The organism is Helicobacter sp. (assembly GCF_017502485.1).
Taxonomy (GTDB): Bacteria; Campylobacterota; Campylobacteria; order Campylobacterales; family Helicobacteraceae; genus Helicobacter_B.
In genome coordinates, this window is sequence record NZ_JAFVUX010000001.1 from 32,513 (window position 1) to 46,049 (window position 13,537).

At 43.2% G+C, this 13,537-nt stretch carries 11 protein-coding genes; 7 read left to right on the forward strand and 4 right to left on the reverse strand.

Annotated features, from left to right (window positions below; translation table 11 throughout):
• The first annotated feature begins 42 nt into the window (after positions 1-42).
• The 5 genes from IKB69_RS00220 to IKB69_RS00240 all read left to right on the forward strand — a co-directional run bounded on the left by IKB69_RS00220 (position 43) and on the right by IKB69_RS00240 (position 6,945).
• Positions 43-267, forward strand: a complete 225-nt coding sequence (locus IKB69_RS00220) for a hypothetical protein (RefSeq protein ID WP_290944916.1) — start codon at positions 43-45, stop codon at positions 265-267.
• A complete protein-coding gene (locus IKB69_RS00225) occupies positions 254-2,020 on the forward strand; it encodes a glycosyltransferase (protein ID WP_290944918.1) in 1,767 nt (588 codons plus the stop codon). The genes IKB69_RS00220 and IKB69_RS00225 overlap by 14 nt, the downstream gene beginning before the upstream one ends.
• Positions 2,021-2,144: 124 nt before the next feature.
• Positions 2,145-3,995: a glycosyltransferase family 2 protein gene (locus IKB69_RS09125; RefSeq protein WP_363239987.1), complete on the forward strand. Its 1,851-nt coding sequence runs from the start codon at positions 2,145-2,147 to the stop codon at positions 3,993-3,995.
• Entirely contained in the window at positions 3,985-4,776 is a 792-nt protein-coding gene (locus IKB69_RS00235; protein WP_290944920.1) for a glycosyltransferase family 2 protein, read from the forward strand. Before IKB69_RS09125 ends, IKB69_RS00235 begins: the two co-directional genes overlap by 11 nt.
• Before the next feature lie 111 nt (positions 4,777-4,887).
• Positions 4,888-6,945, forward strand: a complete 2,058-nt coding sequence (locus tag IKB69_RS00240) for a glycosyltransferase (protein ID WP_290944922.1) — start codon at positions 4,888-4,890, stop codon at positions 6,943-6,945.
• A 12-nt stretch (positions 6,946-6,957) separates the two neighbouring features.
• Here IKB69_RS00240 and IKB69_RS00245 read toward each other — a convergent pair whose 3' ends face one another.
• Positions 6,958-7,440, reverse strand: a complete 483-nt coding sequence (locus IKB69_RS00245; protein WP_290944923.1) for a hypothetical protein — start codon at positions 7,438-7,440, stop codon at positions 6,958-6,960.
• A 174-nt stretch (positions 7,441-7,614) separates the two neighbouring features.
• Here IKB69_RS00245 and IKB69_RS00250 point away from each other — a divergent pair, with 174 nt between their 5' ends.
• Entirely contained in the window at positions 7,615-9,819 is a 2,205-nt protein-coding gene (locus IKB69_RS00250) for an NADP-dependent isocitrate dehydrogenase (protein ID WP_290944925.1), read from the forward strand.
• Between the two features lie 227 nt (positions 9,820-10,046).
• Positions 10,047-11,183: a hypothetical protein gene (locus IKB69_RS00255; RefSeq protein ID WP_290944927.1), complete on the forward strand. Its 1,137-nt coding sequence runs from the start codon at positions 10,047-10,049 to the stop codon at positions 11,181-11,183.
• A gap of 131 nt (positions 11,184-11,314) precedes the next feature.
• Here the strand turns inward: IKB69_RS00255 and queF are convergent, their stop codons facing one another.
• The 3 genes from queF to IKB69_RS00270 are packed head-to-tail and all read right to left on the reverse strand — an operon-like array spanning position 11,315 to position 13,286.
• Positions 11,315-11,794: a preQ(1) synthase gene (gene queF / locus IKB69_RS00260; protein WP_290944928.1), complete on the reverse strand. Its 480-nt coding sequence runs from the start codon at positions 11,792-11,794 to the stop codon at positions 11,315-11,317.
• Between the two features lie 47 nt (positions 11,795-11,841).
• Positions 11,842-12,501, reverse strand: coding sequence for a dephospho-CoA kinase (gene coaE / locus IKB69_RS00265; protein WP_290944930.1), 660 nt, complete (start codon positions 12,499-12,501; stop codon positions 11,842-11,844).
• Positions 12,486-13,286 carry a spermidine synthase gene (locus IKB69_RS00270; protein WP_290944931.1) on the reverse strand — a complete coding sequence of 267 codons (801 nt, stop codon included), beginning with the start codon at positions 13,284-13,286 and terminating at the stop codon, positions 12,486-12,488. Before IKB69_RS00270 ends, coaE begins: the two co-directional genes overlap by 16 nt.
• Positions 13,287-13,537: the final 251 nt, after the last annotated feature.

The following is a 13,537-nucleotide window of genomic DNA, read 5'->3' on the forward strand; positions in this document are numbered from 1 at the left end:
CTTAAGGTTTATACTTTTGCAGATTCTAGCACTGCCCTTTTCTTGTCATTGCAAGTCCTACTAGGCAAAGCACAGCAATCAACCAGCCCAGAACTGACACCTTTAAAAATTCACAAGACTCTAGGATTTTGCGATGAGAAATGTGGGCTGCAAGAAAAATTGCAAGGGAGCTACCTAAGTGGTAGTAACCGCAGGGATTTTTCACCACTCCCGCATCTATCGCTAAAAGCTAAATTGACCTTAGAGGCAGACTATGTCGCTGCCTAAGCTCCTCCACCTAGCCTCCGACACCTTCAAAGGCGGCGCAGAGAGTGTATTTCGCAACACCATAGAAGCCACCCTAGAATCCAAGCAGTTTGACATCTATGTCGCAAGCTGCGATGAGCTGCCCCCTTGCGACATAGACAATGCGCATTTTTTACACCTTGATGATTGGCAGCTCTATCCAAAATGGCGCGGAGCATATAAATACATCTTCAACCCCACTAATTACAAACGGCTTAAAGCCTTTCTTTTTACTATCAAGCCAGATATTATCCACACGCAAAACTACCTCTCCCGCCTAAGCCCTAGCGTGCTTTTCGCCCTACAAGCCTATAGGGCAAAGCACCTAAAAGTAAAGCTCATCTACACGCAGCACGGCTTTGGACCTTGCGCAAATGGCGGGCTATACAACTATGCCAAGGGGCAAATTTGCGAGAAATGTATAGGGCATAGCAAAGGTTTGCGCATAGCCTATGAAAACTGCGATAGAAGAGGGAGAATCCACTCGATTTTAAAAGCCCTGCGCGTGCCATTTTACCAAGGGGCATTTTTGCAGGAAAAAGAGCTTTTTGACACGATTATTTGCGTGGGGGAGTTTCAGCGATCAAAACACATCCAAGATGGCTGGGATAGCTCCAAGCTAATCACCCTTACAAACCCGATAGAAACGCACTTTTACAACCCACACATATCGCTACAAGATAAGCAGGACTTGCTCGTGTTTTTTGGCAGGCTCTCCCCGGAGAAAAATGTCCCCCTGCTACTCCACGCCTTTGCCAATCTGCTTAAACTCCCTCGCTTCTCTCACTACAAACTCCTTATTATAGGTGATGGCGATGATAAGCCAAAATGCCTAGAGCTAGCAAACCGCCTATTGCAACACTTAGATATAAAGCTAGAATCTAGGCTAGATTCTAGCTCCAAAACCCCAAATACACAGAGCAAGCCAAGTCCGCTTCCTTACATCTTTTTACCAGCGCGTTCTCCCAAAGAGCTAGCCGAGATTCTAGCTAAGGCAAAGCTATCAATCCTGCCAAGCCTGTGGTATGAGACCTTTGGGCTAACCATTGTAGAATCTATCTTAGCCGGAGCTATCCCCATAGCAAGCGAGCTAGGAGCTATGCAAGAGACCATTGCTAGTTTTTATGGCAAAAGCTTTAGCTTTGACCCGCACCAAGCCCTGCAAGATAGCAATATACAAAGCCTAGAAGTGTGCATCATAAATACCCTAGACTCTTATGAGAGCGAATTTGCCACCTTGCTACAAAAGCGCGAAGAAATTATGCAAAACCTGCACTCCCACCACTATCTAAAAAAGCTTATAAACCTTTATCTCTATGGGGGGGGGGGCATAATAACTATTGAGCTATCTTTGCTTAAACTTTATGCACTTGCTTGCTATCTCAACTCTCCTGTCCAATTTGCCCCTGCCCTGCCCCCACAGGAGCTAAAGCAAATCCTAGCCCTTGCCAAGCTCTCTATCTCGCCAAGCCTACTCAATGAGACCTTTGGGCTAACCATTGTAGAGTCTATGCTCTCTGGCACACCAGCCCTAGTGGCAAACCGCCAAGAGCTTAGCACCACAGCGCAGAGGTTTGGGGGCTTTGTGTTTGATGACTTGGAGCAGGAGCTATGCAAGATTTTAGATGAGTATGAAGCGCATTTCACGCACTTTTTACAAGAGCGTGAAAGGGCTAGCTCCTATATCCTCTCTCGCCCTTATTACAAAGAGCTTTATGCAATCTATACGCGCTAGCAAGCTCGCACCCCACCCCAAAGGCGCACTAGATTCTAAAGACTTTAAGCAACTTCTAGGTAGAATCCACACTTTTACACCCCAAACACTAAAACTAAGGAAGCAAGTGGCAAGCAGCTGTGCGATCTCTATCATTATCCCCACCTACAATGTAGAATCTTATATCGCTCGCTGCCTTGAGTCTTGCATTAACCAAAGCTTGCGCGAGATTGAGATTCTAGTTATAGATGATTGTGGGAGTGATGGTTCGATACAAATTGCGCAAGATTATGCCAAGCTAGATTCTAGAATCAAAATCATCCATAATGAAAACAATCTAGGCACATTTGCTACGCGCATTGTGGGCATTAGGCAGGCTTTAGGGGAATATGTGCTGTTTGTCGATGCTGATGATTACTTGCATTTACAAGCATGTGAGCTACTCTACAAGCATAGCACTAAGTATAGCGCTAGCATCTTGCACTTTAAAGCTAGCTACAAGGCAAACCCACACACCCCACTGCTAGCTAGGCTCACGCACTACACTCGCTATATACTCCCCACTCGCTTTTGCAAACGCCCACTATACAACGAGCAAATTGCTTATAACTTCTTTTTAGATTCTAGGCAGTTTCCTAAATTTACTCTGTGGGATAAGTGCTATGATACCGCGCTTTTGCGCCAAGCTTGCAAGCATTTCACGAACTCTTGCTTCACACCCATCGTAGCAGATGACCTGCTCTTTTTCCTAGTGATTGCTAGCCTTGCTACAAACTATATAAGCATTGATAAACGCTTATATTTCTACTGCTTAAATACGCATTCAAGTATGCAAGCCCCCAGTAAGAGAGCGCGCAGGATAGAGAGCTTCGCCTATGTCACTAATGCCTTACATACTTTAGAGCTAGATTCTAGCCTTTTGCCCCTAATCGCTAGGGCTATGAGCAAGGATCTTGCCGCACTCATTATCCTAGAATCGCGCGTTTTAGATTCTAGAACTTTTGACACAAGCTTGCAAGAGACAAAAATAGCGCGTAGGGGGGGGGGCACTAGAATCTATACTAGCTCCGCTCACACCACTTGTAGAAGCTGGGCTTATCCCAGCACCCAAGATTCCAAAATATATGCGCTTTATCAAATCACCTTATCTACTCTCTTGCGCCCTGTCTCTGCAGTATTGGGGACGCTGCCTTACTTATATTCGTATGTTTGCTTATATTATTTCTTTAGGGTATATCAAAGCCTAGAATCCACTTTTTCTAAAAAGAATTCAGCTTCGGGCGAGCAATGCGGCAGTATTGCGCGTTATGGCAAAGGCACGAACGGCAAGTTCGCTAACCTTTACCATAACGCGCAAAGCTCCCACAGCCCCACCGCAAAACCAGCAATAGCGGTGCAAGGCGTAACCGAAGCAGGTTTCTTTAGAAATCTTAGAATCCTAGAAGAAAAACAAGCCCAGAGCAAAAACACTCTGTCATCGCGAGCCGTGTGCCAACACGGCGTGGCGATCCACATAAACAACGCACAAAAAGCACAAAGCATAGCTTCTTTAGAAAAAGTGGATTCTACTTTTGAGACTATGGATTGCCACGCGGACAAGTCCGCTCGCAATGACGGAAAAAATGCCACTAGTAAAAAAGTGGATTCTAGGAATGAAGCACAAAATCTAAACAAGTCCGCAAAGGATTCTAGGATTTGCGAAAACGCCACAACGCCAACCACGCCGCAGGCGGAAGCGGAGCTAGATTCTAGTGTGGATTGCCACGCTTTGCAAAGCAAAGCTCGCAATGACGATAAAGCCCAGAATCTAAACGAGTCCATAAAGGATTCTAGGATTTTAGATGAAAAATGTGGGTTGCAAGGAAAATCACAAGGGAGTTACCTAGATGGTAATGATCGCAGGGATTTTTCGCCACTCCCACATTTTTCACTAAAAGCCAAATCCACCAGCCAAGCTGAATCGCCACTAAGCTTAAAGGCAGATTATGCTGCCTAGAATCTCCTTAATCACCACCACATTCAACTCTGCTGCAACCATTGCTAGCACACTAGATTCTGCACTAGCGCAAACATATACCGACTTTGAGCATATCATCATCGATAATCAAAGCAGCGACTCCACACTATCAATCATAGAATCCTACCGCGTGCGTTATGAGTCCAAGGGCGTAAGCTTACAAGTCTTTAGCCAAAGAGATCTGGGGATTTATGATGGTATGAATAAGGGCTTAGAAAAAGCACGCGGAGAGATTGTAGGCTTCTTGAATGCTGATGACTTTTTCGCTTCAAATCTTGTGCTAGAGTTTATTTCTTGGGGGTTTGATAAGCCTGACTCCATTGATATTGTCTATGCCGATATCATTTACATAAGCCGCACATTAAAGCCACTAAGAGTGCTTAATGGCAAAGTGCTTAAAAGACACGATTTCGCGCTAGGATTCCACCCACCACACCCAAGCTTTTATGCTAGAAAGGCTCTTTATACACGCTATGGGGGTTTTAATCTCTCCTACACAATCGCAGCGGATTATGAGATTATGCTACGATTTTTGCAAAAGCATCAAGCAAAGTCCCTATATATTAATGAATGCTTTGTCAAAATGCGTGTGGGTGGGACTTCAAATGTAAGCCTTGCAAATATTATGCGGGCGAATTTTGAGTGTGCTCGTGCGTGGCAGGATAATGGCTTAAGTACCTTCCCTATCTTTATCGTGCTAAAGCCACTTCGTAAGATGTTTCATAGGCTTGTAATGTTGATTGGGGGGGGGCAGCACTAGAATCTAAACCGCTTTATCTCACATATCATATTACTGTTGCTCCATCCTATCATTTCACTTCTTTTGCTTTAGACAATTCTTTTGCTCTACAAACAAAGCTAGGCGGATACAATGCTGCCTAGAACCCAACGCAAATGCCTAGCACTTAAACCCACTAGATTCCAACTTTTGGGTGCAAGTGATTGTGAAAATCCTAGTGCCATAAGTGCAAAGCAGATTCTAGCTTGGCAGGAGCAAGGGATTATAGAATATTTAGGCAGTGCAAAAGATGTCCGCCCCTTTTTAGAATCTGCAACTTGTGTGGTGCTACCAAGCTCATATAAGGAGGGTGTGCCTAGAGTTTTGCTAGAGGCAATGAGTATGGGCAAGCCAATCATCACCACAAATATCGCAGGCTGCAGAGAATGTGTCGCCCCGCCCCTTACGCCTTATGAAAATCTCCTTATCGGGCAAAATGGTATCCTTATCCCGCCAAAAGACACGCAAGCCTTAAGTCTTGCAGTATCTTTACTGCTCTCAAATAAACTGCCACACACTCACAATGCGCTTGCGCAAATGGGGACAAAAGCTAGGGAGTTTGTCAAAAATCGTTTTGACATAACGCGGGTTATTGAGCGCTATAAAAGAGCAGTAGAGGAGAATTTAGCTTCGGGTGAGCAATGTGGGAGTTTTGAAGAGAAACAAACAGAACTAGAATCTAGTGTGCAAGTGGATTGCCACGATTGTGCTAACGCAAAACAATCGAAGCAGCGCAAACATAGCACAGCAGGTTTCTTTAGAAAATCTCGCAATGACAGAAAAACCCAGAGTCTAAACAAGTCGCAGGTAGAAGCAGTTGAGATGAGAAATCGCTGCTTTCAAGCGGTGGGCGCAGGGACTTACCTAAGCGATAATGAGCAAGCCCACCACGCAGGGTCAGCGATTTATCGCTCAAATGCGACGCCAAAGCTAGTTTTCGTTAGTAACACTTGCTTTGGTATGTATAACTTCCGCCTCCAAGTCCTACAATCCTTGCAAAAAAGTGGCTTTGCTATCCATATCATCGCCCCCTTTGACTCTAGCACACAAGCTTTAAAACAAGAAGGTTTTATCACGCATAACCTTTACTTAGATTCCCGCTCACTTAATCCCCTTAAAGACTTCCGCACAATCACTATACTCCACAAACTCCTAAAGCAAATACGCCCAGCCCTTGTGTTTAACTACACCATAAAACCAGCCATTTACTCTTCAAGCGTGTGTAATTTCCTAAAAATCCCAAATATCGCAGTCATCACGGGACTTGGCTATGTATTTATCAACGATAAAGGCAAAACAAACACTCTTAAAAAGCGCGTGCTACGCTCTCTTGTATGCAAAATGTATCGTTTTGCCCTTAAAAGGACACAAGAAGTGTGGTTTTTAAACAATGATGATAAACAAGAATTTTTATTTTATAAACTCATTGCCCAAAATCAAGCCTTTTTGCTTGATAGTGAAGGGGTGGATACAGAATACTTCTCTCCTAAAAATAGCGTGAAAATACAAAAACAAGAGAAAATAGTCTTTTTACTTGTGGCCAGAATGCTATGGGATAAGGGGGTAGGTGAGTTTGTGGAAGCGGCAAAAATGGTGCAAGATTCTATCAACAAATCTATGAAAGAAGCCAATAAGATAGAATCTAATGGGGGGGGGGGCATAACAAAACTTTCACTTAAAATCCACTTCCAACTTTTGGGTGCAAGTGATTGTGAAAATCCTAGTGCCATAAGTGCAAAGCAGATTCTAGCTTGGCAGGAGCAAGGGATTATAGAATATTTAGGCAGTACAAAAGATGTCCGCCCCTTTTTAGAATCTGCAACTTGTGTGGTGCTACCAAGCTATAGGGAAGGTGCACCTAGAGTTTTGCTAGAAGCAATGAGTATGGGCAAGCCAATCATCACGAGCAATGTCAGTGGCTGCAAACATTTGATAAAAACATTTAGCAATGGCTACCCTAATGGCTTTCTATGCCAGGTGCGCGATGCAAAAACATTAGCCGATGCTATGAATGAATTTATCAATCTAGATTCTCAAGTGAAAGAAAAAATGGGGCAAAATGCAAGGGAGCTTGCGTGCAAGAGTTATGATATAAAGCGCATTATCGCTCACTACCATAGGGCAGCCCAAGAGCACCGCCCTAAAAGCTAGAATCCCTAGATTCTAAATCCCTAATACCTGCGACCATATCTTGCCATCAAGCTTTAGCTCCATCGTTACTTGGCAGATCCCCTGCTCGCACGCACTCTCACGCACCTTAGCACCACGGATAATGGCATTTAGCTTTGTTTTAATGCTAGAGTTTTTTAGCACCATATTTTGCACCGTGTCATTCGCATTAAGCTTGATACCATACATCTGCTCGCCTAAATGCCGATACGCATCGATAATCGCCGCTCTTTTGGCAAGAGCCACCGCCTGCGCTGGCGAACAAGACTCGCTAGGTGCCACACCAATACCCACAGCCTCTATCTCAAGAATATCTTGCTCCGCAACAGAAGTGATAAAGGGGCTTTCATACGGCACACTGGTTGTGGTATTGACACTTGCTTGTGTATCTAAATATGCTGCTTGCGCACTTAGCGCACACATTCCTAGACATAAGCTCGCCACTACGGATAGGGCGCTTTTTATCTGTGGTTTCATACAATCTCCTTCAAAGCTAAAGTCGTATCAGCCATATCGGTCAATGGCGTGATATTTTTAACCTGTGGCATTTAGATACTTTAAGGGTGGATTTGGACTAAACTTGAGTTGATTTTAAAGTGATTTTGCTATACTAAAATCCACTTTTCTGTAATTTACCGCAAAGGACACACGATGAAAATCACTTACACACTCACAGACGAATCTCCAGCCCTAGCGACTTACTCGTTTTTGCCTATCGCAAAGGCTTTTTTAAACCACGCGGGCATCAAAGTAGAGACTGCTGACATTTCCCTAAGTGCTAGAATCTTGGCACAATTCCCGGAGAATCTAGCCCCAAATCAACGCGTAGAAGACGCTTTGTCTCAGCTTGGTGAGCTTGTAAAAACACCAAATGCAAACCTTATTAAAACCCCAAATATCTCCGCTTCAATCCCCCAGCTAAAAAACGCCATTAAAGAGCTCCAAGCAAAGGGCTATAATGTACCAAATTTCCCCGATGAGCCAAAAGATGAGCAAGAAAAGGCGGTAAAAGAAAAATACCAAAAAGTGCTAGGTTCAGCAGTTAATCCCGTTTTGCGACAGGGCAATTCCGACCGTCGCAGCACCAATGCGGTGAAATCCTACGCACAGAAAAATCCCTACCGCGTAACACCTTTTGATAAAAACTCAAAAAGTTGCGTGAGCTATATGAAAGAGGGTGATTTCTTTGATAATGAAAAGGCAGTACTAATAGAATCTCCAACAACTGCAAAGATTGTTTTCAAAGATTCTAGCGGGCAAAAGGTGCTAAAAGATGGGCTAAAACTAGAGGCAAATGAGATATTAGACGCTACTTTTATGGATGCACAGAAATTAAGTGAGTTTTATACAGAACAAATTGAATCTTGCAAAAAGCAAGACATATTATTTTCACTGCATTTAAAAGCTACGATGATGAAGGTAAGCGACCCAATCCTTTTTGGCTATGCGGTGAAGGCGTATTTTGCAGAGCTTTTTAGCGAATTTAAAGATGAGCTAGAATCTTTAGGTGTGAATGCCAATAATGGCGTGAATGAGCTGCTTACAAAGATAGAATCTAGCCCTAAAAAAGCGGAGATCCTAGCTAAATACAACGAGATTCTAAACAAAAGCGCCAAAATTTCTATGGTAAATTCTGACAAAGGCATTACAAATTTGCATATCCCAAGCGATGTGATTGTAGATGCTTCAATGCCTGCTATGCTAAAAAATGGTGCGAGATTATGGGATAAAGATGGTAAAGAATGCGACGCAAACGCGGTAATCCCTGATAAGACTTATGCGACTATTTATGAAGCTGTGATTGAAGATTTAAAAGCTAATGGCACGCTTAATCCCGCGACACTAGGCAGTGTTAGCAATGTGGGCTTAATGGCAAAAAAAGCACAAGAATATGGCTCACACGATAAGACTTTTGTAGCCCCAAGTAATGGGGAGTTTCTCATTATAGATTCTAATGATAAGGTGCTGCTCTCTCACAAAGTGCGTAAAAATGACATTTATCGGGCAAATCAAGCTAAATTTGATGCGGTGCAAAACTGGATTGATTTAGGGATTGAAAGGGCGGACTTGACAGGGGATAAGGCGATTTTCTGGCTAGATTCTAAAAGAGCAAGCAACAAGGTTATGATTGATTTAGTCAAAAAGAGACTACAAGAAAGAGGCAAGGACATAGCTATTTTAGCCCCAAAAGAAGCCTGTTTAGAATCCTTACGCCTTATCCGTGCTGGGAAAAATGCCATTTCTATTACAGGCAATGTTTTGCGTGATTACTTGACTGACCTTTTCCCAATTTTAGAGCTTGGCACAAGTGCAAAAATGCTTTCAGTCGTGCCTATGCTAAATGGTGGGGCGATGTTTGAGACAGGGGCTGGGGGCAGTGCTCCAAAGCAAGTAGAGCAGCTTGTGGAGGAAAATCATTTGCGTTGGGATAGCTTAGGGGAATTTTTAGCACTTCAAGCAAGCCTAGAGTTTTACGCGCAAAAGCAAAATAGCCCTAAAGCAAAAGTGCTAGCAGACGCGCTAGATTCTGCGACTTCACAATGGCTTGATAATAATAAAGCCCCTTCACGAAAGGTGGGCGAAGATGACAACCGCACAAGCCATTTTTACTTGAGTCTTTATTTTGCAAGGGCATTGGCAAATCAAAACGCAGATTCTAGTATTGCAGCATTTTTTAAGCCCATTGCCGAGGAGTTAGAATCTAAGCAAGATTCTATTAGAGCAGAGTTTAACTCCGCACAAGGTGTTAAGGTGGATTTAGGCGGATATTATAAATTTGATGATAACAAGGCAGAAACCATTATGCGACCAAGCGGCAGCTTTAATGCGGTGATTGAAAAGATTGCGAAGAAATAAATCTCAATGTAAATCCCTAGACATGAGGTATCTTTAGGTTTTGTCTAGGGGCTTTGCTTGAGAGAAATAGCATAATTGTAAGCTAGGGTTAAGAGCTTGCGTGATTAAAACTCCGCATTACTTGTACTCTATTTACGATTTCATTAACTTTTCTATTAAATTATTTCGCGTTTTGTCGATATACTTTCCACGAGCAAAGCTCAAACCCAACAACAAAGGACACAATAATGAAAAGCAAACTTTTAGTAAGCGCTATTCTTGCTTCAGCAGTTGCTACAAGTTCAAGCGCAATGAATGTAGAGCTATTTGGGCATTTAGGTGTGCTATATAATCAAAAACTTGGCGATAATCCCGATAATTATGGTGGTCTCACAGGACACTTAGGGGTTGACATCGGCTCTAGCAATGTTGGCTTTGGTGTCGGTGTCTGGGGTGGCTCACAAATTTGGGCGACAAATAACTATGCCAAATCCGTTTATGGTAATAAGCACATTGATCTCTCCGATTTGTATTTCCGCTACAACGGCACATTTGACTTCTATGTAGGACGTTTTAGCAATAGCTTTGTGAAATCGGACTGGCTTAGTAGTTATATGCAAGGCGTGAGCTTTAGCTATAATCTAGGTAGTAAATCAAATATTTGGGCTAGCTGGATTAATGATCATACGACATTTGGTATATTGCCAGGGCGCATTGCAAGCGAGCTTACCGCATATTATCGCTTCCCATCAAGCTTTAACAATTTCGACATTGGCAAGCGCGATATTATGGCTGGTGGTGCGAATCTTGACTTTGGTATTTTCCAAATTGATCCATTTGTGCATTACTTCCTAGATTCTTATGCACAAAGCAATGTGCTTCAAGCAGGGACTAGAGCAGCACTTGTGCTAGGTGGTCGCGGAGTAGAATCTATCACTTCTGGTAAGTTTATGTGGCAAAACGGCTGGAATGGCAATACATTCTTTATACAACTTGAAGAAGAGCTTCGATTCCAAGACATATTCAAGCTTGGTGCTGGTTGGTATATGGTCGGCAATAATGCTGGCATCAAAACCATCTGGGATAACACTCGCTTCTATGGTCGCTATATGGTGCCATCCAGCACTGGATATTTTAGCGCGGGTTCAAGCAGTTGGTATGCCTTTGGTGGTGTAGAACACGAGAGAGTCAAGCTTGATATACTCTATGCTAATGGCGACTATAGTGAATTCTCAGCAGTAGCTTCAGTGCGTGTGTTTGATATGAAGCTAGCCTTTATGCGAGAAGGCTTGGGAATTGATGTAGGTGGTGGTTATGTGAGCAATGGGTTTGGTAATAGCATCCAATTCCACAATGCCCTAGCATTTGCAAAACTTGTATTCTAAGTCTTACAAGATAGCGGGACTCTCCGCTATCGATTTCTCTTTGCTTTCTTTTTAGTAAATCACTTCTTAGATTCTAGGTGTTTGAGCTCCACGCTTTGATTCATAAGGTCACCAAAGCAAAATGCTAGATTCTAGCGATTGGTAATTGTCTCTGGGTAGAGGTCGTGGTTGGCTAGGCGCATTTGTGCCATTTGCTGATATTGTCCCTTGCCATAGTTGCAGTATGGATCGATACTTAGCCCACCCCTTGGGAGAAACTTACCCCAAACTTCTACATAATGTGGCTCTAAAAGCTTATTAAGATCTTTAAGGATAAGATTAATGCAGTCTTCGTGGAATGCTCCGTGATTACGATAACTAAAGAGATAGAGCTTAAGCGACTTAGATTCTACAATGAGCCTATCTGGGATATAGCTGATATAGATTGTGGCAAAATCTGGTTGCCCTGTGATAGGGCATAAAGAAGTAAATTCTGGACAGTTAAACTTGACAAAATACGCTACATCTGGATGGGGGTTTGGGACTGCTTCTAGCAAGCTTGGCGCATAGTTATGTTCATAAGTCGTGTGTGAGCCTAGAGCTTTTACATCATAATTTGTGTGATTAGACATTACATACTCCTTAGAAAAGATAGAAAACCTTAAGCAAACAATATGCCCTATGCGCGCGTAGTAAGAGTGTGCAGCATAAAATCTACTTTAGAGTTTAGCGCGGCAAGCGTGCTGTTATTATCTATGACAATATCACTTTGAGCGATCTTTTGCTCTAGAGGCATTTGTGCGCGCACTCTGGCTTTAGCTTGGCTTAGGCTAAGTGCGCTTCTTTGCATTAAGCGCGCGAGTTGGAGCTTCTCTTTAGCACTCACACACACCACTACATCCACACCATAACGCACCCTTCCGCCACTCTCAAAAAACAGCGGAATATCAAGGAAATACCACCTTTTACGCGCTTCTAACCCACAGGCTTTAGCGATAATTTGAGCGTGTATATGCGGATGGGTGATAGACTCTAGCAAGGCGCGCTTTGCAGGATCGCTAAAGACAATCTCCCCAAGAGCCTTGCGATTAATCACCCCCAAACTCTTAGAATCAAAGTCGGCAATACTCTCTCCAAAAATGTCAATAAGCGTGCTAGCACTCTCCTCAAGCACGCGATGAGCGATACTATCAGCACAGATGATCTCAAACCCCCGCGCGCGCAAAATCTCACCAACACTACTCTTCCCACACGCGATCCCACCAGTTAGCACGACTCCATAGTGCAAGGATATGGGTTTGGAGAAGCTAGATTCTAGCTTTGCTAATTTTTGACCCACGGCTGCAAAGTGCTTGCTAGAAGTGTAGGCATTGCAAAGGCGGCATTATGAATATCAGCATTATAGAAGCTAAGACTATCAAGCATATCAGCTCTCTGTAGCCATAAATCAGCAAGCGGATGCGTGCCCTTAGAAGCAAAGACAAAGCTCTCATCACCAAACAATGGCATAAAAAATGGCATCGCAATAGAAAATAGCCCACTCACATCACGCAAAGCCCGCTTACACTCATCTGCTTGGAAGTAAGGGTGCGGAAGTTTAATGATTAGCACGCCATCTGTATGCAGCATACGACTTAGCCCATCAAGCTCGTGAGCATTGGGCGTGGCTTGATGTATGATTAAGTGGTATTTGCCTAATGGCAAGTCGATAGCTCTAGCATAAAGTTCAAAGTCCCTATGCTCGCGCACCTCTTGGAAATGTGGTAAAAAGCTTATAAGAGAATCTAGCACCTTTTTATCACTTTGAATATAACAAACTCTCATATTGTGCTTCAATAGCTCAAAGGCAAGCTCAAGATTAAACCCCCCAAGTATAAGAGCTTGGTCTTGTGAAGATTCTGGGGCTTTAAGCTTTAAGCAACACGCCCCAGTGTGTGCGACAAACTCACTCACATAGCTCAAGCGATCCTCAAGCAGTAGCTCGCGCTCATCAATAAGCGCAATTTGCCCAAATTGCTTACTTTTAAAAATCTCTAAAATATGCTCACTGCGCACATCTAAAGTTTTTTCCTCAATAGCATATTCTTTATGAAAATCCGCGCTAAGTTGGTGATTTAGCCACATATACAATCCTTGTAGTGTTGATGAGTTGCGATTATAGCGTATTTACCTAGAATCTAATTACCACACCCTGCCCCACACATATCGCGATAATTTAAACAGCTTATCCTCCAAGCATTACATAAAGCATAGGTCTTGCCATAAAGCTCGAAAGATAGCGTGTTTTAATGTGCGCAATTTAGGATAGTGAAATTTCTCGATAAACTTGTTCCAATACTTTAGCATAATGCTCGCACCGCTCCTTATACGCGCTA